Source organism: Vannielia litorea (genome assembly GCF_900142295.1).
In the GTDB taxonomy this organism is placed as follows: Bacteria; Pseudomonadota; Alphaproteobacteria; order Rhodobacterales; family Rhodobacteraceae; genus Vannielia; species Vannielia litorea.
In genome coordinates this window covers 92,930-114,020 of sequence record NZ_FSRL01000002.1, presented here as the reverse complement: position 1 = coordinate 114,020, position 21,091 = coordinate 92,930, and the positions used below count along the sequence as shown (strand labels likewise).

General features: G+C 69.5%; 20 protein-coding genes. 10 read left to right on the top strand and 10 right to left on the bottom strand.

The window, feature by feature from the left end:
• The first annotated feature begins 106 nt into the window (after window positions 1-106).
• On the top strand, window positions 107-1,279 hold the full coding sequence (locus tag BUR94_RS18455; RefSeq protein WP_074257904.1) for an iron-containing alcohol dehydrogenase: 1,173 nt from the start codon (window positions 107-109) through the stop codon (window positions 1,277-1,279).
• Between the two features lie 31 nt (window positions 1,280-1,310).
• On the opposite strand, the gene BUR94_RS18450 is transcribed toward BUR94_RS18455, so the two are convergent.
• On the bottom strand, window positions 1,311-2,078 hold the full coding sequence (locus tag BUR94_RS18450) for a DeoR/GlpR family DNA-binding transcription regulator (protein ID WP_074257903.1): 768 nt from the start codon (window positions 2,076-2,078) through the stop codon (window positions 1,311-1,313).
• Window positions 2,079-2,268: 190 nt separating this feature from the next.
• Between BUR94_RS18450 and BUR94_RS18445 the strand changes: the two genes are divergently transcribed.
• From BUR94_RS18445 to BUR94_RS18420, 6 genes are read left to right on the top strand one after another with little or no spacing between them, the layout of a single operon-like run.
• Window positions 2,269-3,240 carry an ABC transporter substrate-binding protein gene (locus tag BUR94_RS18445; protein WP_074257902.1) on the top strand — a complete coding sequence of 324 codons (972 nt, stop codon included), beginning with the start codon at window positions 2,269-2,271 and terminating at the stop codon, window positions 3,238-3,240.
• Entirely contained in the window at window positions 3,237-4,943 is a 1,707-nt protein-coding gene (locus tag BUR94_RS18440) for an ABC transporter permease (RefSeq protein WP_074257901.1), read from the top strand. Before BUR94_RS18445 ends, BUR94_RS18440 begins: the two co-directional genes overlap by 4 nt.
• Complete coding sequence (locus BUR94_RS18435; RefSeq protein WP_074257900.1) at window positions 4,931-6,007, top strand: ABC transporter ATP-binding protein; 1,077 nt, start codon at window positions 4,931-4,933, stop codon at window positions 6,005-6,007. The genes BUR94_RS18440 and BUR94_RS18435 overlap by 13 nt, the downstream gene beginning before the upstream one ends.
• Complete coding sequence (locus tag BUR94_RS18430; protein WP_245794632.1) at window positions 6,000-7,097, top strand: MBL fold metallo-hydrolase; 1,098 nt, start codon at window positions 6,000-6,002, stop codon at window positions 7,095-7,097. The genes BUR94_RS18435 and BUR94_RS18430 overlap by 8 nt, the downstream gene beginning before the upstream one ends.
• Window positions 7,094-7,654 (top strand): histidine phosphatase family protein, encoded by a 561-nt coding sequence (locus BUR94_RS18425; protein WP_245794630.1) that lies wholly within the window; start codon window positions 7,094-7,096, stop codon window positions 7,652-7,654. The genes BUR94_RS18430 and BUR94_RS18425 overlap by 4 nt, the downstream gene beginning before the upstream one ends.
• Entirely contained in the window at window positions 7,642-8,088 is a 447-nt protein-coding gene (locus tag BUR94_RS18420; RefSeq protein ID WP_074257898.1) for a phosphatase domain-containing protein, read from the top strand. The genes BUR94_RS18425 and BUR94_RS18420 overlap by 13 nt, the downstream gene beginning before the upstream one ends.
• A gap of 48 nt (window positions 8,089-8,136) precedes the next feature.
• On the opposite strand, the gene BUR94_RS18415 is transcribed toward BUR94_RS18420, so the two are convergent.
• Genes BUR94_RS18415 through BUR94_RS18395 form a run of 5 tightly spaced genes read right to left on the bottom strand, consistent with a single transcriptional unit; the run spans window position 8,137 to window position 12,582 of the window.
• Window positions 8,137-9,048 carry an AEC family transporter gene (locus BUR94_RS18415; protein WP_074257897.1) on the bottom strand — a complete coding sequence of 304 codons (912 nt, stop codon included), beginning with the start codon at window positions 9,046-9,048 and terminating at the stop codon, window positions 8,137-8,139.
• A gap of 27 nt (window positions 9,049-9,075) precedes the next feature.
• A complete protein-coding gene (locus tag BUR94_RS18410) occupies window positions 9,076-9,930 on the bottom strand; it encodes a metal ABC transporter permease (RefSeq protein WP_074257896.1) in 855 nt (284 codons plus the stop codon).
• Window positions 9,927-10,739: a metal ABC transporter permease gene (locus tag BUR94_RS18405; protein WP_074258246.1), complete on the bottom strand. Its 813-nt coding sequence runs from the start codon at window positions 10,737-10,739 to the stop codon at window positions 9,927-9,929. The genes BUR94_RS18410 and BUR94_RS18405 overlap by 4 nt, the downstream gene beginning before the upstream one ends.
• Window positions 10,740-10,768: 29 nt before the next feature.
• The gene (locus BUR94_RS18400; protein ID WP_074257895.1) at window positions 10,769-11,695 is read right to left on the bottom strand and encodes a manganese/iron ABC transporter ATP-binding protein; all 927 of its coding nucleotides are present in this window, start codon (window positions 11,693-11,695) and stop codon (window positions 10,769-10,771) included.
• The gene (locus tag BUR94_RS18395; RefSeq protein WP_139301354.1) at window positions 11,692-12,582 is read right to left on the bottom strand and encodes a metal ABC transporter substrate-binding protein; all 891 of its coding nucleotides are present in this window, start codon (window positions 12,580-12,582) and stop codon (window positions 11,692-11,694) included. The genes BUR94_RS18400 and BUR94_RS18395 overlap by 4 nt, the downstream gene beginning before the upstream one ends.
• Before the next feature lie 232 nt (window positions 12,583-12,814).
• Here BUR94_RS18395 and BUR94_RS18390 point away from each other — a divergent pair, with 232 nt between their 5' ends.
• The 3 genes from BUR94_RS18390 to BUR94_RS18380 all read left to right on the top strand — a co-directional run bounded on the left by BUR94_RS18390 (window position 12,815) and on the right by BUR94_RS18380 (window position 15,949).
• Window positions 12,815-13,825 carry a C4-dicarboxylate TRAP transporter substrate-binding protein gene (locus BUR94_RS18390; RefSeq protein ID WP_074257893.1) on the top strand — a complete coding sequence of 337 codons (1,011 nt, stop codon included), beginning with the start codon at window positions 12,815-12,817 and terminating at the stop codon, window positions 13,823-13,825.
• Between the two features lie 76 nt (window positions 13,826-13,901).
• The gene (locus BUR94_RS18385; protein ID WP_074257892.1) at window positions 13,902-14,543 is read left to right on the top strand and encodes a TRAP transporter small permease subunit; all 642 of its coding nucleotides are present in this window, start codon (window positions 13,902-13,904) and stop codon (window positions 14,541-14,543) included.
• Window positions 14,540-15,949, top strand: a complete 1,410-nt coding sequence (locus tag BUR94_RS18380) for a TRAP transporter large permease (RefSeq protein WP_074257891.1) — start codon at window positions 14,540-14,542, stop codon at window positions 15,947-15,949. The genes BUR94_RS18385 and BUR94_RS18380 overlap by 4 nt, the downstream gene beginning before the upstream one ends.
• Window positions 15,950-16,203: 254 nt before the next feature.
• Here the strand turns inward: BUR94_RS18380 and BUR94_RS18375 are convergent, their stop codons facing one another.
• The 4 genes from BUR94_RS18375 to coaBC all read right to left on the bottom strand — a co-directional run bounded on the left by BUR94_RS18375 (window position 16,204) and on the right by coaBC (window position 21,045).
• Window positions 16,204-18,222: a M3 family metallopeptidase gene (locus BUR94_RS18375; protein ID WP_074258245.1), complete on the bottom strand. Its 2,019-nt coding sequence runs from the start codon at window positions 18,220-18,222 to the stop codon at window positions 16,204-16,206.
• 77 nt (window positions 18,223-18,299) lie between these two features.
• Complete coding sequence (locus BUR94_RS18370; RefSeq protein ID WP_074257890.1) at window positions 18,300-19,388, bottom strand: HesA/MoeB/ThiF family protein; 1,089 nt, start codon at window positions 19,386-19,388, stop codon at window positions 18,300-18,302.
• A complete protein-coding gene (gene dut / locus BUR94_RS18365; protein WP_074257889.1) occupies window positions 19,388-19,855 on the bottom strand; it encodes a dUTP diphosphatase in 468 nt (155 codons plus the stop codon). The genes BUR94_RS18370 and dut overlap by 1 nt, the downstream gene beginning before the upstream one ends.
• On the bottom strand, window positions 19,852-21,045 hold the full coding sequence (gene coaBC / locus BUR94_RS18360; RefSeq protein ID WP_074257888.1) for a bifunctional phosphopantothenoylcysteine decarboxylase/phosphopantothenate--cysteine ligase CoaBC: 1,194 nt from the start codon (window positions 21,043-21,045) through the stop codon (window positions 19,852-19,854). The genes dut and coaBC overlap by 4 nt, the downstream gene beginning before the upstream one ends.
• Window positions 21,046-21,091 lie beyond the last annotated feature (46 nt).

Here is a 21,091-nt window from a genome sequence, read left to right as displayed (position 1 = left end):
CCTTTGGCACGGCTGATGAGATGGATCTGGGAGTTGCAGGCCATTGCAGAGACCCGCGCGCCCCGGCAGGGTGCGCCGCGACACGCGAGACAAGGGGACGACCGCCATGGCCCATACCATCACCTACCTCACCCAGATCCAGTTCGGCGCGGGGGCGCTGGCCGAGCTTGGCGAGACGCTGAAGGCCCACGGCGTGACCCGCCCGCTCTTCGTGACCGACAAGGGGATCGTGGCGGCGGGGCTGCTCGACAAGGCTGTTGCGGCCTCGGGCATCGCGGCGCCGGCGCTCTACGACGGCACCCCCGCCAACCCGACAGAGACCGCCTCTGCCGAAGCGCTCGAGGTCTACCGGGTCAACGGCTGCGACGGTCTCGTCGCGGTGGGCGGCGGCTCTCCCATCGACCTGGCCAAGGCCGTTGCGATCCGGGTCAACCATCACGAGCCGCTGGACCGTTACGCCGTGATCGAGGGCGGGCTGGCCCGCATCGTCAACCCGCTGCCCCCGCTCATCGCGGTCCCGACCACGGCGGGTACCGGAAGCGAGGTCGGGCGCGCGGCGATCATCTCCTTCGCCGACGGGCGCAAGCTGGGGCTGATCTCGCCCCGGCTGATCCCGACGGTGGCGATCTGCGACCCCGATCTGACGCTCGGCCTGCCGCCGCTTCAGACCGCCGCGACGGGCATGGACGCGCTGACCCACTGCATCGAGACCTACCTGAGCCCGAGGATCAACCCGACCGCCGAGGCCATTGCCCTCGACGGGCTGCGCCGCGCCGCGCGGAGCATCGAGCGGGCGACCCGTGACGGATCGGACCGCGCTGCGCGGGAAGACATGATGATCGCCGCGCTGCACGGCGGGCTGACCTTTCAGAAGGGCCTGGGCGCCGTTCATGCCCTGTCGCACCCCCTGGGCGGGCTGAAGACCATCAGCCTGCACCACGGCACGCTGAACGCGGTGCTGCTGCCGATCGTGCTGCGCTTCTGCGAGGGGGCCGCGCCCGCAAAATACGCGGTGCTGCGGGAGGTTTTGGGCCTGGCCGCCGATGCCTCGCTCCCCGCCTATGTGACCGACCTGAACCGCCGCCTGGGCCTGCCCGCGACCCTGGGCGAGATGGGCCTTGGCACCGATGTGGTGGAGCAGATCGCCGCCGCCGCGCTGCTCGATCATTCCCACGCCAGCAACGCTCGCCCGTTCAGCGAGGAGGAATACCGCGCCATCCTGCGCGAGGCGATCACCGGCACTCCGGCGGAGATGGGCCGGGCAGAGGAGCGCCGCTAGGGCAGCGCGACCGGGTCGGCGCGCTGGCCGGTCATACCTCCAGCAGCTCGCAGCCGGCGGCTTGCACCTTCTGGCGCAGGGCGGCGGGCAGCTGGCCGCCGCAGACGATCGTGTCGAGATCGGTGAGCGCGCCGCAGGCGAAGGGGATATCGCGATCGAGCTTGGTCTGATCGACGACCAGGACCCGCCTGCGCCCCGCCGCCGTGATCGCCTTGCGGGCGCGCACCTCTTCGAGGTTGAAGTCGAGCAGTCGGCCATCGCCGGACAGCCCGCCCACAGAGAACACCGCGAAATCGAAGCGCAGCCCGGCAAAGAACTCCGCGCTCTCGGCGCCGATGAAGTCGAGGTCGCGCAGCCGCACCTTGCCGCCGGCCAGAAGCACGCTGATCCGCCGCGCCATGCGCAGCGCCAGCACGACGTGGATGTTGTTGGTGGCCACGGTCAGCCCCTCGTGGCCCACCAGGGCGCGGGCCACCGCCTCTACGGTGGTGCCGGTGCCCAGCGCGAGGGTCGCGCCGTTGGGCACGATCCCGGCCACGGCAGCGCCGATCCTCGCCTTTTCGTCGCGTGACGTTTCCTGCCGCGGCTGGTAGTCGATGTTCTCGCTGGAGGTGGCCAGGCTCGCCCCGCCGTGGCGGCGGCGCACGATCCGGGCCTCGTCGAGCGCGCGAAGATCGGCGCGCAGGGTCTGCACCGAGACCCCGAGCATGTCGGACAGGGCGTTGGCGGACAGCTCGCCATAGCTGGAGAGCAGGTTGACGATGCGGTCGCGGCGCCGGGCGGCCTCGCTTGCCTTCATTTTCGTTCGAACCTCCCCACTGCGCACGGGGCGCCTGCGGGCAAAGAGATTGCACGGCACCGGTTTTCCGGCAAGAAAGTTATTTTGCGGGACGTAACCGAACTGTCACATGAAGCGCCTAGGTAGCGGGTGCGGAGGCCGACTCAGCAAGCGCGGCTTTCGAACGAAAACGAACTTACCGGAGATCCCGATGTCCCGCTTCCTTCTGGCCGCCACGCTCGGGCTGGCCCTCCCCACGCTCGCCAGCGCCGAAACCCTGACGCTCTACACCTCGCAGCCCAACGAAGACGCCCAGAAGACGGTTGACGCCTTCATGGCCGCCCACCCCGATGTGGAGGTGGAGTGGGTGCGTGACGGCACGACCCAGCTGATGACCCGCCTCGCCGCCGAGATCGAGGCCGGCGCACCCCAGGCCGACGTGCTGCTGATCGCCGATACCGTGACCCTCGAGGGCATGGCGCAGGCCGGTCAGCTTGCCGCCTACGCCTCTCCCGAGGCCGAGGCCTACGACCCGGCGCTCTACAGCGCCGAGGGCTACTACTACTCCACCAAGCTCATCACCACCGGGATCGTCTACAACACCGGGGCCGAGACCGTGCCGACCTCCTGGGCCGACCTTGCCAAGCCCGAGATGGCCGGCCTCGTGGCCATGCCCTCGCCGCTCTATTCCGGTGCCGCGCTGATCCACCTGGCCACGCTGACCAACACCGACGGCCTCGGCTGGGAGTATTACGAAGCCCTGGCCGGCAACAACACGCGTGCAGAGGGCGGCAACGGCGGCACCTTCAAGGCCGTCGCCGCGGGCGAGAAGCCCTATGGCGTGCTGGTCGACTTCATGGCGCTGCGCGCCAAGGCCGAAGGATCGCCGGTCGAGTTCGTCTTTCCGGAGGAGGGTGTCTCCTATGTGACCGAGCCGGTGGCGATCCTGCAGGGCGCCGCCGACAAGGATGCCGCCAAGGCCTTCGTCGACTTCGTGCTGAGCGAAGCCGGCCAGCAGCTGGTGGTCGACATGGGCTACATCCCCGCCCGCAACGGCGTGGCCAGCCCCGAGGGCTTTCCGGCGCGCGACGAGATCAAGCTGATGGCCTTCGATCCGGTCAAGGCGCTCGCCGACAGCGAGGCCAACAAAGAGAAGTTCTCCGAAGTCTTCGGCGCCGAGTGAGCACTCTGCGCGCAAATACGGGTGGCAGCCGGTCTCTCGACCGGCTGTTGCCGCTTCTGCTGCTGCCGGTCGCCCTCATCGCGCTGGGGCCGGTCACGCGGCTGCTGCTCGAGGGCGTGGGCTTTGGCGAGGGGCTGACCACCGAGCACCTGACAACCGTGCTGACCCGCCCTTCCACCGGCACCGCGCTCCTACATTCGCTGGTCACGGCGGCGGGCGGAACGGTGCTTTCGGTTCTGATCGGCGCGGGCTTCGCCTTTCTGGTCGCGCTTACCAACATTCGTGGCAAGGGCGCGCTGGTGTTCTGCCTGATGGTCCCGATGATGATCCCGCCGCAGATCACCGCGCTGGCCTGGATGCAGCTTGCCGGGCCGTCCTCGACCCTGCTCAAGCTCCTTGGCCTCGCCCCGCCGCTAGGCAGCCCGCAGCCGCTGCACTCGCCGGGCGGCATCATCCTGCTGCTGGGCATCCAGCACGCCTCGCTGGTGTTTCTTACCCTGCGCGCCGGGCTGCGGATGATCCCGGCGGAGCTGGTCGAGGCGGCGCGCATGTCGGGCGCCGGGCCGGTGCGGGTCTGGGCGCAAACGGTGCTGCCGCTCTCCATGCCCGCGCTCATCGCCGGGGCCGCCATGGCCTTTGTCACCGCGCTGGGCAACTTCGGCATCCCTGCGATGCTGGGCATCCCCGCCCGCTACGACACGCTGCCCACCCTGATCTACCAGCGCCTCGTGGGCATGGGGCCCTCGGTGCTGCCCGAGGTGGCGGTGCTGGCGCTGCTGATCGGCGGCGTCGCCATCCTGGGCGTCCTGCTCGCACGGCTGGTGCTGGCGCGGCGCAGCTTCGGGCTCGTGGGCCTGTCGGGCAAGCCGCTGGCGCTCTCGCTCGGGCGGGCGCGCGGGCCGGTGGAAGGACTGCTCTGGGCCTTCATCTTCACCATCCTCGCGCTGCCGCTGATCGCGCTCACCGCCACCTCGCTGATCCCGGCCTACGGCGTGCCGCTGACCCTTCAGACCGCGACCTTCGAGGCCTGGGGCGAGGCGCTCTTCCGCCAGCCTGTCACGCGGCGGGCCTATGCGAACTCGCTCTTCCTGGCCGGGGCGGCGGCGGCGATCCTGCTCGCGCTCTGCATCCCGCTGGCCTGGCTCATCGAGCGCCGCCCCAGCCGGGTGAGCCGGGCGCTGGATGCGCTGGTCGAACTGCCCTACGCGCTGCCGGGCGTGGTGCTGTCGATCGCCTGCATCCTGGCCTTCATCAACCTGCCCTTCACCGACCTCACCCTCTACGGCACGATCTGGATCATCCTGCTGGCCTATCTCGCCCGGTTCCTCGTGATCATGCTGCGCCCGATCCAGTCGAGCATCGGTCAGCTCGACCCGGCGATGGAGGAAGCGGCGGCGATGGCCGGCGCGGGGCTGGGCCGGCGGCTGCGAGATATCGTGCTGCCGCTCGCCGCCCCCTCGGCGGCGGCGGGGGCGATCCTGGTGTTTCTCACCGCGGTCAACGAGTTGACCGTCTCGGCCCTGCTCTGGTCGTCGGGCACCGAAACGCTGGGCGTGGTCATCTACAACCTCGAAGACAGCGGCGAAACCGTGATGGCCTCGGCTGTCGCCATGTCGATCGTGCTTCTCATCATCGCGCTGATGGCCTGCGTGCAGGCCGGGGCGCGGCGCTTTCCGAAAGGGGTGATCCCGTGGCAGAGCTGAGCTTTTGCAACCTGACAAAGCGGTTTGACGGCGCCGTGGCGCTCGATGCCATCAGCGCCGAGATCGAGGCGGGCGAGTTCGTGGCGCTGCTCGGTCCTTCGGGCTGCGGCAAGACCACGCTGCTGCGGCTCACCGCCGGCTTCGACCAGCCGAGCGCGGGCGAGGTGCGGATCGGTGGCGACCTGGTGGCCGGGCCGGGGCGGTTCGTGCCGCCCGAAGCGCGCGAGGTAGGCATCGTGTTTCAGTCCTACGCGCTCTGGCCGCACAAGAGCGTGGCGGGCAATGTTTCCTACCCGCTGGAGGTGCGGCGGGTGCCCCGCGCAGAGCGCGAGGCCCGGGTGGCCGAGGCGCTGGCGCTGACCGGGCTCACCGATTTTGCAGCCCGCATGCCCGCGCAGCTTTCGGGCGGGCAGCGGCAGAGGGTGGCGCTGGCCCGCTGCCTGGTGTTCGAGCCCCGCGCCGTGCTGCTCGACGAGCCGCTCGCCAACCTCGACCTCGCCCTGCGCGCCTCGATGCAGGAGGTGTTCTCGATGTTTCACCGCCGCACCAGCGCCACCATGCTCTATGTCACCCACGACCAGGGCGAGGCCTTGGCCCTCGCCGACCGGGTGGCGGTGATGGAGGCCGGCCGGATCCGCCAGTTCGCCGCGCCCGAGGTGCTCTACCGCGAGCCGGCAGACAGTTTCGTGGCGGGCTTCGTGGGCGACGGGGCGGTGGTCTCGGCCCGGCTCACCGGGCGGGCGGAGCGCGATGGCCTCTGGCTCGACGTGCTGGGCCAGGAGGTGCTGTCGCGCAGCGCGACAAAGGCGCCGACCCATGTGAGCATCCGCCCCGAGGCGATCACTCTGCGCGACGAGGCCCCGCTGCGGGCCCGCGTGAGCAGCTGCACCTACCTCGGCGGGCGGTATCGCCTTGCGCTGGATGCGGCGGGCGAGAGCCTCGTGGCCTTTTCCGCACAGCGCGCCGCGCCGGGCGAGACCCTCGGGATCGAGCTGCGCGACCTCTGGGCGTTTCGCGATGCCGGGGCCCAGCCCGTGCAGGCCCCGGCGCTCACCGATGCGTGACGCGGCAGCCTGCGTGGCGGGCATCGGCACCGCATGGGCCGAGGTGCTCTCGGGCCTGGGCGAGAAGGGCCCGGCCTGCATCCGGCTCTGGACCGGCCATGCGCTGTGGATCCTCGACGTGGGCCTCGGCCCCGAGGCCAGCTCGCCCTTTGACCCGGCCTGGCTCGAGGGCGCGGAGCGGGTGTTCATCAGCCATGACCACATCGACCACATCGGCGGCGCGGCCCATGCCGTTGCCGCGGGCCTGCCGATCCACTGCACCGCCCAGACCGCCCGGGCCCTGCCACCGGGGGCGGAGGTGCACCTTCTGCCGGAACGCGGGCGCAGCCTGATCGACGGCATCCCCCTCACCACCGGGCGCAACGGCCATGCGCTGGGCGGCGTCTGGTTCCACTTCGATCTTGGCGGCGGGCTGTTCTTTTCGGGCGACTGGTCGGAGGAGAGCCGGTGGTTCGCCTTCGACAGGCCGCCGCCCGCCGAGACCGCCTTCATCGACTGCTCCTACCATCTCGACGACGTGCCTCAGGCCGAGCGGCGCGCCGCGCTCGACCGGGAGGTGGCGCAGGCCGAAGGACGGCAGATGCTCTTTCCGGTGCCGCCGTCGGGCCGGGCGGGAGAGCTGGCGCTGCACCTGATGGGCCACGGCGAGGTGTCGCTCGATGACAGTTGCCGCGCCGCCATTGCCGCCGCGCTGGAGGGCGAAAGCCTCGGCCCGGCCGCCCGCCGCCTCGCGCCGCCGCTCGACCGGCCCTTCGACCCGGCCGCGCCGCTCCTCGTCTGCGACACGCCCAATGCCGACGGCGGCATGGCGCGCAAGCTCGTGCAGGACTGGCACGAGGCCGGGCGGCTCGGCCGCGATGCCCGGGTGATCTTTACCGGCCATATGACCGCCCATGCGCGGGTGATCTGCGCACAGGGCGGCGCGTTCCTGCGGTGGAACGTGCACCCGCCCCTGCGCGACCAGCTGGCGATGATCGCCCGGCTGGGCGCGCGCCGTTTTGCGCCGCTGTTCTGCGCGCGGCCGGAAGACTACCTGATCGAGCCGCGGTTCGGGGCCGAGTTGGTGCTCAACCAGCGGTGCCTGTTGTGACCCTGCCCTTGCAGCCCTTCGTGGTGATCCGCCACGGCCAGACCGACGCCAACCGCGACGGGCGGATCGCGGGCCGCATCGAGGCGCAGCTCACCGACACCGGGCGCGCCGCCGCGCGGGCTCTTGCAGGGCGGGCATGGCCCGCGCGGCTGGCGGTGTTTTCCAGCCCGCAGCAGCGCGCGCGGGAGACGGCCAAGCTGGCCTTTCCGCACCACGCGGCATGGGTGCTCGACGGGCTGCGCGAGCGCGACTGGGGCCAGTTCGAGGGCCGCCCCATCGCCGAGGCTCCGCCGCGCCTCGAAACGCCCGAGGGCGGCGAAGCCTGGCAGGCGGTGATCGACCGGGTCGCGGCTGCCGTGGCGGAGGCCGCCCTACGGGCCGAGGGGCATCTGCCCGTCCTGGTGGCCCATTCCGGCGTGATCCGCGCCCTGCGCCAGATCACCGGCGGCAGCGCCCACGGCCCCTCGCCCGCCAACACGACACCCTGCCTCTTCACCCCGTCCGGCGGGGCCTGGCGCGAAACCACATTGGACATGGAGCACGAATGGACTGCGTGATCTTCGATATCGACGGCACCCTTGCGGCGTTCGACGCGCCGCGCCTCGGCCATCTGGTGCATGGCGAGACCAAGCATTGGGACCGCTTTCACGAGGCCATGGCGGAGGCACCGGTGATCGAGCCGGTGGCACGGCTCCTGCACAGGCTCGGCGGGCAGGGTGAGGCGGTGGTGCTCTGCTCGGGCCGGCCGGAGGGCTGGCGCGCCCATACCGAGGCCTGGCTGGACCGGATGGGCATTCGCCACGATGCGCTCTACCTGCGGCGCGCCGAGGATGATGCCGCCAGCGACCCCGAGGTCAAGCGCAGCGCGCTGGCCAGGATCACCGCCGATGGTTACCGGCCCTGGCTGGTGGTGGATGACCGCAGCTCGGTGGTTGCCTTCTGGCGCGAGGCCGGGCTGACCTGCCTGCAATGCGCCCCGGGAGACTTCTGAGCCGACGCGCGGCGCCGGGGCTCCCTCTGCCCCGCCTCAGGTGAGGGCTCAGGCCAGGGCGAGCAGGCCCAGCACCAGCGGAATCGTGGCGACGGCGGCGAGGGTCTGTGAGGTGACGAGGCCCGCCATCAGGGTGCCATCGCCGCCGAGCTGGCGGGTGAGCACATAGGCGGTGGGGGCCACCGGGATCGCGGAGAAGACCACCAGCACCAGCGCCTCTGTGCCATCGAGGCCGAAGGCCCGGCCCACCGCGTAGGCCATCAGCGGCATGGCCAGCAGGCGGAGCGCGCCGATGGTGACGAGCGGGGCCATGTCGTGCCGGAGCGCCTCGGGCCGAAGCGCCGCGCCGACGCAGAGCAGGCCGAGCGGCAGGCTCGCGCGCCCCATCAGGTCGAGAAGGCGGTCGGTGCCCCAGGGCAGGCCGATGCCGGAGAGGGTGAGCGCGATCCCGGCGAGGCAGGCGAGGATCAGCGGGTTGGCAAGGATGCTGCGGGCCATCCGCGGCGCGGCCCGCAGCCCGGCCCCCTCGGAGAGCGCCATGATCGAGAGCACGTTGACGAAGGGCACCGCGATGGCGAGGTAGACCGCCGCCTGCCCCAGCCCCGCCGTGCCGGTGAGCCCGGCGGTGACGGCGAGGCCGATGTAGGTGTTGAACCGGATCACCCCTTGCAGCGCGGGGCCAAAGCGGGCGGGCCGCGCCGGCACGACGGTCCGGCGCAGGGCCCACATGGCCAGGGCGGCAATCGTGATCGTCGCCAGCCCTGCCCCGCCCATCCGCAGCAGCGCGGGGTCGCGCAGGGGCGCATCGGCAAGGCTGGAGACGAGGAGCGCGGGGAACAGGATGAAATAGTTCAGCCGCTCGGCGGCGGGCCAGAAGGCGGCGTCGGGCCAGCCCCGGCGCGACAGCACGAAGCCAAGGCAGATCAGCGCGAAGAGCGGCCAGATGGTGAGGACGAGCATGGTGGTTCCGGGCTTGCTTGGTCCGGGTTACGGCGCGGGCTCACCGGGGGCAAGGGGCGTGCTCATGCGGCGGCTGCGGAGCACCGTGGCGATGAAGGCCGCGATGAAGCAGAGCGTCATTGCCAGCACGATGGTGGGCGCGGGCGCGGAATCGAGCCAGAAGCTCGCGTAGGTGCCGGAAAGCGCACAGAAGAGCGCGATGGCGACGGAGGTGGCGAGCATGGTGTGGAACCGCCGGGTGAGCAGAAAGGCGGTGGCCCCCGGCGAGATCAGCAGCGCGATGGCAAGGATGATGCCCACCGCCTTCAACGCAGCGACGATGGTGAGCGAGAGCGCCACCAGCAGGCCGTAATGCAGCCAGCCCACCGGCAGCCCCGAGGCCTTGGCCTGGGTCGGATCGAAGGCGTGCAGCAGAAGGTCCTTCCACTTGGCGAGCAGGGCCAGGGTGACGACGCCGCCGATGATCCCGGCCTCCCAGAGATCGGCCGCGCCGATGCCGAGGATGTCGCCGAAGAGGATGTGGTCGAGGTGCACGTCCGTGGCGATGGCGGTGTAGATCACGAGGCCGAGCGCGAACATGCCGGAGAAGACGACGCCCATCACCGTGTCCTGCTTGATGCGGGAGTTCTCCTGGAGGTAGCCGGTGGCCAGGGCGCAGCCCATCCCGGCCAGAAACGCCCCGACCCCGAGGGGCGCGCCGACGATATAGGCCAGCACGACGCCCGGAAGGACGGCGTGGCTGACCGCATCGCCCATCAGCGACCAGCCCTTGAGCACGAGAAAGCACGAGAGCAGCGCGGCGGGCACGGAGACCAGCGCCGCCACGGCGAGCGCGTTCTGCATGAAGGGCAGCTGGAACGGCAGCAGCAGCTCCTCGATCATTCCAGCGCCTCCCGGGCACGCCGGCGGGCCGCCAGCAGCCCGTGCCTGGGCGCGAGGAAAAAGGCGGCGAGGAAGAGCGCCACCTGCAGCAGCACGATCACGCCGCCGGTCGCGCCGTTGAGGAAGTAGCTGATGTAGGCCCCGAAGAAGCCGGTGCCGGCGCCGATCAGCACCGAGAGCCAGATCAGGCGGTGAAAGCGGTCTGTCAGCAGGTAGGCGGTGGCGCCGGGAGTGACCACCATGGAGATGACGAGAAACGCCCCCACGGTTTGCAGCGCGGCCACGGTGGAGGCGGCGAGCAGGGTGAAGAAGAGGATGCGCAGCCCGCCGGTGTTGAGGCCGATGGAGCGGGCGTGGTTTTCATCGAAGAAGGTCACCATCAGGTCGCGCCACTTGGCGGTGAGGATCGCCAGCGTCACCACGCCGATGATGGCGAGCTGCAGCGTGTCCTCGGGCGTGATGGCGAGGATGTTGCCCAGCGTGATGGTCTGGATGTCGACCGGCACCGGCGAGACCGAAACCATGAAGAGCCCGAGCCCGAAGAAGCTGGTGAAGATCAGGCCGATGATCGCGTCTTCCTTCAGGCCGGTCCGCTGGTTGAGGAAGAGCATTGCCCCGGCCGCCAGCCCTCCCGAGAGAAAGGCGCCCAGGGCAAACGGCAGGCCGAGCATGTAGGCCCCGGCGACGCCGGGCACGATGGCATGGGAGAGCGCATCGCCGATGAGCGACCAGCCCTTCAGCATCAGGAACGCCGAGAGAAAGGCGCAGACGCAGCCGACGAGGGCCGAGACCCACATGGCGTTGGTCATGTAGCCGTAGGTGAAGGGCTCCAGCAGGGTCACGGCTTGGCCTCACCGTCCTTGTGGCTGGTTTCGGAGGGGGGTTCGGGCTGATCCTGGTACATGACGAAGGGCCGCTCATCGTCGGTGATGACCGTGATGTGGCGGGTGTCGTCATCGTCGTGCAGGTCGGAGCCGCCGAGCACGAAGTGGCGCAGCACGCCGCCGAAGGCCTCCTCGAGGTTTTCGCTGGTGAAGGTCGTCGAGGTGGGGCCGAAGCCCAGCACGGTGCCCTTGACCAGCACGGTGCGGTCGCAGAACTCTGGCACCGATCCGAGGTTGTGGGTGGAGACAAGCATCACCCGGCCTTCGTCGCGCAGCTCGCGCAGGAGGCCGATGATCTCTTCCTCGGTGGTCACGTCGACGCCGGTGAAGGGTTCGTCGAGCAGGATCACCTGCCCCTCCTGCGCCAGCGCGCGGGCAAGGAACACCCGCTTGCGCTGCCCGCCGGAGAGCTCGCCGATCTGGCGGTGGCGGAAGCTCTCCATGCCCACACGCGCGAGCGCCTCCGTCACCGCCTGCCGGTCGGCGGCGCGGGCGCGGCGCAGAAAGCCCATGTGGCCGTAGCGGCCCATCATCACCACGTCTTCGACCAGCACGGGAAAGGCCCAGTCGACCTCTTCGGCCTGGGGCACATAGGCCACGAGATTGCGCTTGAGCGCCTCGCGCACCGGCAGGCCGAGCACGCGGATCTCGCCTGCCGCCAGTCGCAGAAAGCCCATGATCGCCTTGAACAGCGTGGATTTGCCCGCGCCGTTCACCCCCACCAGGGCGGTGATCGTCCCCCTGGGGATCTCGAAGCTGGCGTTGCGCAGCGCGGTATGGCCGTTGCGGTAGCTGACCGTGATGTCTTCGACCTTGAGCCCGGCCCCCGCCTCTGCGGTGCCGGGCTCGAAGACCTCGTGAGGCTCGGTGGCCAGGCTCATGAATTGCCCTCTTTGAGACCGTCGAGAATGGTCTGGGACGTGACGCGCAGAAGGTCAAGGTAGGTGGGCACGGGCCCATCGGCCTCGGTCAGGCTGTCGACGTAGAGCACGCCTCCGTAATGCGCCCCGGTCTCGCGGGCCACCTGCCGGGCGGGCTTGTCGGAGATGGTGCTCTCCGAGAAGATCGTGGCGATCTCGTGCTCGCGGATCGTGTCGATCACCGCGCGCACCTGCTGGGGCGTGCCCTGCTGGTCGGCGTTGATCGGCCAGAGATAGAGCTCCTTCAGCCCGTAGTCGCGGGCCAGATAGGAGAATGCGCCCTCCGAGCTGACCAGCCAGCGCTGCTCTTCGGGCAAGGCGAGGATTTCTTCGCGGATCGGCGCGATGGTGGCCGCGATCCGTGCCTTGTAGGCCTCGGCGTTGGCGGCATAGGTCGAGGCGTTCGCCGGGTCGTGCTCGGACATCGCGGCGGCGATGTTGTCGACGTAGATCAGCGCCGAGCTGAGCGCCATCCAGGCGTGGGGGTTGGGCTTGCCGTCGTAGGGGCCGGAGGTGATGCCCATCGGCTCCACGCCCTCGCTCACCACGGCGGCGGGCACCTCGCCCAGGTTTCGAAAGAACTTCTCGAACCAGAGTTCGAGGTTGAGCCCGTTCCACAGGATCAGGTCGGCATCGCGCGCGGCGAGGATGTCGCGCGGGGTGGGCGCGTAATTGTGAATTTCGGCACCGGGCGGGGTGACAGAGACCACTTCGGCCGCATCACCGGTCACGTTGCGGGCCATGTCGGCGATGACGGTGAAGGTGGTGGCCACCCGGAACTTCTCGGCCAGGGCGGGCAGCGGCGAGAGCGCCAGGGCCGCGACAAGCAGGGCCTTCAGGCTGCGCATGGGGGACTCCATCGGTTGTGTTGCTGCTGACAATAGGTGGCGGCGGAGCCATGTCAATGCAAATGAGAATGATTTGCATTTACTCTGCCAGTGGGAGCCCCGGCTCGGGGCGCAAGGTCAGAAAAGCCTTCACATCCGCAAAACCATGCTTCTAAGATGATCGGGATCTGCGGCCCAACGGCGAAACCGAGTTCCGCCACGCGAAAGAGCCGAAGACAACAGGGAGAGAAACATGCACATGATGACGAAGGTGGCCGTGGCCGCCCTGATGACTGCCGGAATCGCTGGCGAGGCCGCGGCGACGGAGTGGAACGTTTCGGTTTGGGGCAAGCGCCGCGCCTTCACCGAACACATCGAGAAGATTGCCGAGCTGGTGAGCGAAAAGACCGGCGGCGAGTTCACCATGAACATCAGCTACGGCGGCCTGTCGAAGAACACCGAAAATCTCGACGGTATCCAGATCGGCGCCTTCGAGATGGCCCAGATCTGCGCCGGCTACCACCCCGACAAGAACCCCTCGCTCACGGTTCTCGAGCTGCCCTTCCTCGGCGTGAACTCGCTGGAGATGGAAACCGAGGTGTCGATGAAGCTCTATGAGCACCCGGCGGTGCAGGACGATCTCGCCCGCTGGAACGCGACGCTGCTGATGCCCTCGCCGATGCCGCAGTACAACATTGCCGGGGTGGGTGACGCGCCCAAGACCCTGGCCGACTTCAAGGGCCTCTCGGTGCGCGCCACCGGCGGGATCGGCTCTGCCATGGAGACCGTCGGCGCGGTGCCCACCTCGGTGACCTCCGAAGAGGCTCGCCAGGCGATGGACTCGGGCGTGGTGAAGGCAGTGGCCTTCGCGCCGCACGCGCACATGAGCTTCGGCACCATCGAGCCCGCAAAGTGGTGGACCACCAACCTCAACCCCGGCACCGTCAACTGCCCCGTGGTGGTGAACACCGATGCGCTGGCCGCCCTCACGGATGCCGAGCGTGAGGCTCTGCTCGGGTCGGTGGAAGAGGCCCTCGCCTATTACATCGACTTCTACAACAACGAGACGATGGCCAAGTGGGGCCCGCTGCTGGAGGAAAAGGGGGTCGAGCAGATCACCTATTCCGACGAGGCGCTGAAGGAGTTCCGCGCCGCGGCCGCCGGGCCGATCGCGGCCCAGTGGGTCGAGGACAACGCCGCCAAGGGCCTGCCCGCCCAGGAGCTGCTGGACCTCGTGACCGGCGTGATCGGCGGTGGAAGCTGACCTGATCCGCAGCAACACCACAGCACGGGCCGGAGCACCTCTCCGGCCCGTCGCATAACGGGAGGGGGCAAGAAACATGGCAGGATCATCCTCGGTTCTGGAGGACGGCAGCACGCTCAGCCGGATCGACCGGGCGCTGTTTCGGGTGGAGACGGTTCTGGCGCTGTTCGGCGGGCTGGCCGTGTTTGGCCTGATGCTGCTGGCCGTCGCCTCGGTGGGCGGGCGCAACTTCTTCAACCAGCCGCTCCGGGGCTACGTGGACTGGATCCAGTTCGCCATGCCCTTCATCGCCATCCTCGGCGTGAGCTACTGCCACCGCCTCGGCGGGCACATCCGGATGGATATCCTTGTGGGCCGGCTCAGGGGCCGCGCGCTCTGGCTCTTCGAGCTGCTCTCCACCCTCTTGGTCCTGGCGCTGATGATCCTGCTGCTCTGGGGCAGCTGGGCCCACTTCGGCCGCAGCTTCGACCTGGGCCGCCCGCTCTGGAGCGCCGACAGCTCCATCGACATCGGCCTGCCGCTCTGGCCCGCCAAGCTGGTGGTGCCGGTGGCCTTCGGGGTGCTCTGCCTGCGCCTCGTCATCCACGTCATCGGCTACGCCAGGGCCTTTGCCACCGGGGTCGAACGCCCCGTGGCCGTGCCACTGATCGAGGACGCGGCCGCCCAGGCCGCCCATGAGGCCGAGGCCGTCTCCGGTTTCGAGGAGGACGCCCGATGACCTCCATCGAGATCGGCCTCTGGGTCACCGCCGGGCTGCTGGCGCTGGTGCTGATCGGCACCCGCGTGGCCTTTGCCGCCGCCCTCGCCGGGCTCGTCGGCCTTGTCTGGATTTTCTGGTCGAAGAAGGGCTACGACGCGGGCGAGCTCTCCTGGGCCATCGCCGTGGCGGTCAAGACCGCGGGCCAGGTGCCACATTCGAAGGTGTCGAGCCAGGAGCTTTCGCTCATCCCGATCTTCGTGCTGATCGGCTACCTCGCCTATTACGCGGGCCTGACCAAGGCGCTCTTCACCGCCGCAAAGCGCTGGGTGGGCTGGTTGCCGGGCGGGCTTGGCGTGTCGACCGTCTTTGCCACGGCGGGCTTTGCCGCCGTTTCCGGCGCCTCGGTTGCCACCTCCGCCGTGTTTGCCCGCATCGCGATTCCCGAAATGCTGGCGGAGGGCTACGACAAGCGGTTCGCCGCGGGCGTGGTGGCCGCCGCGGGCACGCTGGCCTCGCTGATCCCGCCCTCGGCGATCCTCGTCATCTACGCGATCATCGTGGAGCAGGACGTGGGCGCGCTGCTGCTTGCAGGCTTCATCCCCGGCGCCTTCTCGGCCGTGATCTACGCGACCATGGTGATCGGCATGGCGATGGTCTGGAAGAAGCTCGGACCACCGGTCACCGGCTTCAGCTGGGGCGAGCGCTTTGCGGCGCTGCCGGGCGCGCTGCCCATCGTCTTCGTGGTGCTGATCATCATCTTCTTCATCTACAACCCCTTCGGAGGCGACGCCTGGGGCACGCCCTCGGAGGGCGGGGCGCTCGGGGCCTTCCTGGTGTTCCTCATCGCGCTCTGGCGCGGGATGCGCTGGAAGGAGTTCAAATCGGCCATCCTGGAAACCGCCAAGCTCTCGGTGATGATCTTCACGATCATCTGGGGCGTGCTGATCTATGTGCGCTTTCTCGGCTTTGCCGACCTGCCGGGTGCCTTCTCGGACTGGATCCAGAGCCTGCACCAGCCGCCGATGGTCACCCTGCTGCTGATCCTCTGCGCCTACGCGATCCTCGGCATGTTCATGGACGCCATCGGCATGCTGCTGCTCACCCTGCCCATCGTCTTTCCTGCGGTCATCGCGCTGAACGGCGGCGAGGCGGTGACGGCGGCGGAGAGCGCCTTTGGAATGAACGCCACCGGCTGCGCGATCTGGTTCGGGATCATCGTGGTGAAGATGGCCGAGCTGTGCCTCATCACCCCGCCGATCGGCCTCAACTGCTTTGTCGTCGCGGGCGTCCGCCCCGAGCTTTCGGTGCAGGACGTGTTTCGGGGTGCCTCGCCGTTCTTCGTGGCCGATGCGCTCACCATCGCGGGGCTTGTGGCCTTCCCGGCCATCGTGCTCTACCTGCCCGGACTCCTGCTTGGGTTGTAGAATTACGCAAGGTCAGTCACGCCGGGTGTGAACAAAGTCGCAGGCCGGGATTGCATTCCTGCAATGCGGCAGCGCAGCGGAGCGGCCCTTTGCCTGAGTCGCGCATGCATTCTGTCCGGGTCAAGCGGCTGAATCGTCCGTTTCCAGTTATTTTCTTGCGCCCCGAACTCGGGCCACCGCTCAACCGGCGGCTGTCACGGGGCGCGGCTCTCCCCGTGACGCAAAGGTAAGCATGTGGATAACTTGGTGGAAACTCAGGCCACGTCGTCCAGGCCCCGGCCCTTCAGCAGCGCCTCCACGCCCGGCAGACGGCCCCGGAACGCGGTGTAGAGCGCCTCCGGCTCCTCGATGCCCCCGGCGGAGAGGATGTGACGCTCGAGGCTCCTGGCGGTGTCGGGGTCGAAGGGGCCGCCGGCCTCCTCGAAGGCGGCGAAGGCATCGGCGTCCATCACCTCCGACCACATGTAGGAGTAATAGGCCGAGGCATAGCCGCCCGAGAAGATATGGGCGAAGTGCGGGGTGGCATGGCGCATGCGGATGGCGCGGGGCATGCCGATCTCTTCCAGAACCTCGGCCTGCTTCTGCATCGGGTCGGCGGGCGGCGGGCCGGCGTGAAACTCCAGATCCACCAGCGCGGAGCCGATGAACTCGCAGGTGGAGAAGCCCATGTCGTATGTTGCCGCGTCGAGCACCCGCTGGAGCAGGTCTTCCGGCATCGGCTTGCCGGTCTCGGCATGGGTGGCGAACTCCGAGAGCACCTCGGGCACCTCCAGCCAGTGCTCGTAGAGCTGCGAGGGCAGCTCGACGAAATCGCGGCTGACCGAGGTGCCGGAGATGCTGGCATAGGTCACGTCCGAGAGCATCTGGTGCAGGGCATGGCCGAACTCGTGGAACAGCGTGCGCGCGTCATCGTAGCTGAGCAGCGCGGGCTTGCCCTTGGGCGGCTTTGCGAAGTTGCAGACGTTGATCACATGGGGGCGGATGTCGCCCGCCAGCTTCTGCTGGGAGCGCAGGGCCGAGCACCAGGCACCCGACCGCTTGCCGCCACGGGCGAAGTAATCGCCGATGAACACGGCGATATGCGCACCGTCGCGGGTGACCTCCCAGGCGCGGGCATCGGCGTGATGCAGCGGGATCTCCAGCGGGGTGAACTCCAGCCCGAAGAGCCGGGTGGCGCAGGTGAAGGCCGCCTCGATCATGCGGTCGAGCTGGAAGAAAGGCTTCAGCTCCGCCTCGTCGAGCGCGTGCTCCTCCTTGCGGCGGGCCTCGGAATAATAGTGCCAGTCCCAGGGCTCGAGCGGACCGTCGAAGCCATCGGCGTGCAGCCGGCGTTCCAGCACCTTTGCGTCCGCCTCGGCCTTGGCACGGGCGGGCGACCAGACGGCGCGGAGCAGGCCGCGCACGTTGTCGGGCGTCTTGGCCATTTCGGTCTCGAGCCGGTAGTCGGCGAAGCTGTCGTAGCCCAGCAGCCCGGCCCGCTCGGTGCGGAGCTTCAGCATCTCGGCGGCCAGCGCGCGGTTGTCGGTTTCGCCGCCCTTGGCGCCGCGCGAGGTCCAGGCCTCGTAGGCGGTGCGGCGGTAGTCGCGGTTGGGGCAGAACTGTAGAAAGGGCACCACAAGCGAGCGGGAGAGGGTGACGACCGGCGAGTCGCTGCCCTTTTCCTCGGCGGCGGAGTTCATCGCATTGACCAGAAAGTCGGGCAAGCCGGCAAGATCGGCCACAGGCATGAACCAGTCGCGCTCGTCGGCCAGCAGGTTGAGGCCGAAGGCGGTGCTCTTTTCCGAGAGCGCGGTGTTGATCTCCTTCAGCCGCTTGCGCCCGGCCTCGTCGAGCCCGGCCCCTGAGCGGCGGAAACTGCGGTGGGTGAGGTAGAGCACGCGGCGCTGCTCGTCGGTGAGGTCGAGGGTTTCGCGGGTATCCCAGAGGGCATTGACCCGGTCGAAGAGCTTGGTGCTGAGCGAGATGTCGGAGTGCAGCGCCGAAAGCCGGGGCGAGAAGGCGCGTTGCAGCTTCTCGCGCTCGGGCGTGGAGGAGACGGCGGCGAGCAGAAAGAACGGCCCCAGCACGTCGTTCAAGGGCTCGTCGGCCAGTTCCAGCGCCTCGATCGTGTTGGCAAAGCTGGGCGCCTCGGGGTTGGCCTCGATCTCGGCGATGGTGGCGCGGGTCTCGGCCTCGGCGGCATCGAGCGCGGGCGCAAAGTGGGCATCCTCGATGGCGGCGAAGTCGGGCAGGTCGAAGGGCTGCTCGGACGGTGTGAGAAGCGGGTTGGTCATGGTTTGAGGCATGGGGTCGCGGTCTCCTTTGGGAGGCAACATAGGGGTGCAGCGAAGGAAGGCGAAGGGGGGTGCGGTCATTCGCCTGTCGTGGCGATCTGGCCGCAGGTCGGGCAATCGAGGCGGCGCTTGAGCCGGATCTTGCGGGTCTCGCCCCAGAGCGCATCGTAGATCAGCATCTCGCCGCGCAGCGGGCTGCCCGCGCCGGTGACCAGCTTCACCGCCTCGGCCGCCATCATCGCCCCCACCACGCCCGGCAACGGCCCCATCACGCCGGCCTCGGCGCAGGAGGGCGCAAGGCCGGGGGCCGGCGCCTCGGGAAAGATGCAGCGGTAGCAGGGGGCGCCCTGCGCCGGGTCGAAGACCGAGATTTGCCCCTCCCACTGCGAGAGCGCACCGGACACCAGCGGGATCCCCGCCGCCACGGCGAGGTCGTTGGCAAGGTAGCGGGTGGCGGAGTTGTCGGTGCCGTCGAGGATCATGTCGGCCTGGGCCACCAGGGCCGGGCCGTTCTCGAGCGTCAGCCGCTCGGCCAGGGCCGTCACCTTCACATGCGGGTTCAGCGCCGCCATCGCCTCCGCCGCGCTCTCGGCCTTGTTGCGGCCCTGCCCGTCGGTGCGGTGGATCACCTGCCGCTGGAGGTTGGAGGCATCGACCGTATCATCGTCGAGCACGGTCACATGCCCGACCCCGGCGGCGGCGAGGTAGAGCAGCGCGGGCGAGCCGAGGCCGCCAGCCCCGATCACCAGCACGCGGGCCGCCTTGAGCCGCTTCTGCCCCGGCCCGCCGATCTCGCGCAGCACGATGTGGCGGGCGTAGCGGGTGAGCTCGTCGGGGGTGAGTTTGGCGGGGTCTTCGGGCGTTGGGGCGGCGTGCCCGGCATCGCGGCGGGCCTCGGCCTGCTCGATGCCCGCCGCCTCGCGGCGCAGCAGCTTCAGCAGCAGCCCGTATCCGAGTGCGATGCCGCCGAAGAGCAGAACGATGAACCACAGCTCCCACTGTCCGCCGGTCATTGCACGCAGGGCGTGGCCTTCGGGCAGCGCGAGGTTGAGCACCAGCGCCGCGCCAACGATCGCCACCACCGCCAGCTTGCGCTGTCTGCGCGGCGCACCCAGAGCAGCGCCGCCCCACCACGCCAGCGCCATGAGCGCGAAGACAAGCAGCATCAGCCGCGGCCCGTGGAGCCGAACCCGCCTGCGCCGCGCGCGGTCTCGGAGAGCGCCGCGGCGGCGGCGAATTTCGCCTGCACCACCGGGGCGACGACAAGCTGCGCGATGCGCTCGCCATGGGCCACGGTGAAGGGCGCGCTGCCGAGATTGATCATCAGGATGCCGAGCGGCCCGCGATAGTCGCTGTCGATCGTGCCCGGCGTGTTGACCAGCGTCACCCCGTGCTTGGCGGCGAGGCCGGAGCGCGGGCGCACCTGGATCTCGAAGCCCGCCGGGATCTCGACCCGCAGGCCCGAGGGCACGATGGCGCGGGCGCCGGGGGCGAGGGTGAGCCCGCTCTCGCGTTGCCCCGCCGGCAGGTTGGCGCGCACGTCGGCCCCGGCGGCGCCCTCCGTCTCGTAGCCCGGAAGCGCGATCGCGGGGTCGGCACCCTCGTCGCGGAAGCAGCGGATCTCCGGCGTCACCTGAGCGCCTCCGCGATGCGGGCGGCCAGTTGCTGCGCCACCTGGTCCTTGCTCATGCGCGGCAGGGCATCGGCGCCCGCGGCTGTGAGGATGGTCACCGCGTTCTCGGAGCCGCCCATGATGCCGGTCTCGGGCGAGACGTCGTTGGCGATGATCCAGTCGCAGCCCTTGCGCTTCAGCTTGGCCTCGGCGTGGGCGATCAGGTCGTTGGTCTCGGCGGCAAAGCCGATGACGAGGCCGGGCCGCTGCGGCGATTTCGACACCTCGGCGAGGATGTCGGGGTTCTCGGTAAACTCCAGCGGCGCGATCCGGCCCGAGCCGTCCTTCTTGATCTTCTTGTCGGAGGCATCGACCACGCGCCAGTCGGCGACGGCGGCGGCAAAGACGGCGGCATCGGCGGGCAGCGCGGCGAAGACCGCCTCATGCATCTGTCGGGCGGTTTCGACCTTCACCACGCTGGCCCCCGCCGGCGGCGGCACCAAGGCCGGGCCCGTGACAAAGGTGACAGAGGCCCCCAGCCCCATCAGCGCGCGCGCCAACGCCGTGCCCTGCGCGCCCGAGGAGCGGTTGGCGATGTAGCGCACCGGGTCGATCGGCTCGTGGGTCGGCCCCGAGGTGAGCAGGATATGCTTGCCGCTGAGCGGCCCCTCGGCCAGCGCCTCGCCCACGGCGGCCACGATCTCGGGCACCTCCGACATGCGGCCCGGCCCATATTCGCCACAGGCCATCTCGCCCTCGCCGGGGCCGGTGAAGAGCACGCCGTCGGCCCGGAGCTGCGCCACGTTGCGCTGGTTGGCCGGGTGCAGCCACATCCGCACGTTCATCGCGGGCGCACAGAGCACGCGCTTGTCGGTGGCCATCAGCAGGGTTGAGGCGAGGTCGTCGGCGTGGCCGTTCGCCATCTTGGCCAGCAGGTCGGCGGTGGCGGGGGCGACGACCACGAGATCGGCGGCGCGGCTCAGCTCGATATGCCCCATCTCGCGCTCGTCGGTCAGGTCGAAGAGCTCGCGATAGACCTTTTCGGCGGCCAGCGCCGAGACCGAGAGCGGCGTGACGAACTGCTCCGCCGCGCGGGTCAGCACGGGCGTCACATGCGCGCCCTGTTCCCGCAGCCGCCGGATCAGGTCGAGCGACTTGAAGGCGGCGATGCCCCCGGCGATGACGAGCAGGATTTTCTTGCCTTGGAGCATGGGTTTGGCCCTCCGCTTGGCCAGTTGTAGGGCGCGGCGGGGCGCC

What these genes read in the sequence shown, in the direction of transcription:
- BUR94_RS18455 (WP_074257904.1), top strand. Translation starts at nt 107, where the DNA reads ATGGCCCATACCATCACCTACCTCACCCAGATCCAGTTCGGCGCGGGG.
- BUR94_RS18450 (WP_074257903.1), bottom strand. Translation starts at nt 2,078, where the DNA reads ATGAAGGCAAGCGAGGCCGCCCGGCGCCGCGACCGCATCGTCAACCTG.
- BUR94_RS18445 (WP_074257902.1), top strand. Translation starts at nt 2,269, where the DNA reads ATGTCCCGCTTCCTTCTGGCCGCCACGCTCGGGCTGGCCCTCCCCACG.
- BUR94_RS18430 (WP_245794632.1), top strand. Translation starts at nt 6,000, where the DNA reads ATGCGTGACGCGGCAGCCTGCGTGGCGGGCATCGGCACCGCATGGGCC.
- BUR94_RS18420 (WP_074257898.1), top strand. Translation starts at nt 7,642, where the DNA reads ATGGACTGCGTGATCTTCGATATCGACGGCACCCTTGCGGCGTTCGAC.
- BUR94_RS18415 (WP_074257897.1), bottom strand. Translation starts at nt 9,048, where the DNA reads ATGCTCGTCCTCACCATCTGGCCGCTCTTCGCGCTGATCTGCCTTGGC.
- BUR94_RS18410 (WP_074257896.1), bottom strand. Translation starts at nt 9,930, where the DNA reads ATGATCGAGGAGCTGCTGCTGCCGTTCCAGCTGCCCTTCATGCAGAAC.
- BUR94_RS18405 (WP_074258246.1), bottom strand. Translation starts at nt 10,739, where the DNA reads ATGACCAACGCCATGTGGGTCTCGGCCCTCGTCGGCTGCGTCTGCGCC.
- BUR94_RS18400 (WP_074257895.1), bottom strand. Translation starts at nt 11,695, where the DNA reads ATGAGCCTGGCCACCGAGCCTCACGAGGTCTTCGAGCCCGGCACCGCA.
- BUR94_RS18395 (WP_139301354.1), bottom strand. Translation starts at nt 12,582, where the DNA reads ATGCGCAGCCTGAAGGCCCTGCTTGTCGCGGCCCTGGCGCTCTCGCCG.
- BUR94_RS18390 (WP_074257893.1), top strand. Translation starts at nt 12,815, where the DNA reads ATGCACATGATGACGAAGGTGGCCGTGGCCGCCCTGATGACTGCCGGA.
- BUR94_RS18385 (WP_074257892.1), top strand. Translation starts at nt 13,902, where the DNA reads ATGGCAGGATCATCCTCGGTTCTGGAGGACGGCAGCACGCTCAGCCGG.
- BUR94_RS18380 (WP_074257891.1), top strand. Translation starts at nt 14,540, where the DNA reads ATGACCTCCATCGAGATCGGCCTCTGGGTCACCGCCGGGCTGCTGGCG.
- BUR94_RS18375 (WP_074258245.1), bottom strand. Translation starts at nt 18,222, where the DNA reads ATGACCAACCCGCTTCTCACACCGTCCGAGCAGCCCTTCGACCTGCCC.
- BUR94_RS18370 (WP_074257890.1), bottom strand. Translation starts at nt 19,388, where the DNA reads ATGCTGCTTGTCTTCGCGCTCATGGCGCTGGCGTGGTGGGGCGGCGCT.
- coaBC (WP_074257888.1), bottom strand. Translation starts at nt 21,045, where the DNA reads ATGCTCCAAGGCAAGAAAATCCTGCTCGTCATCGCCGGGGGCATCGCC.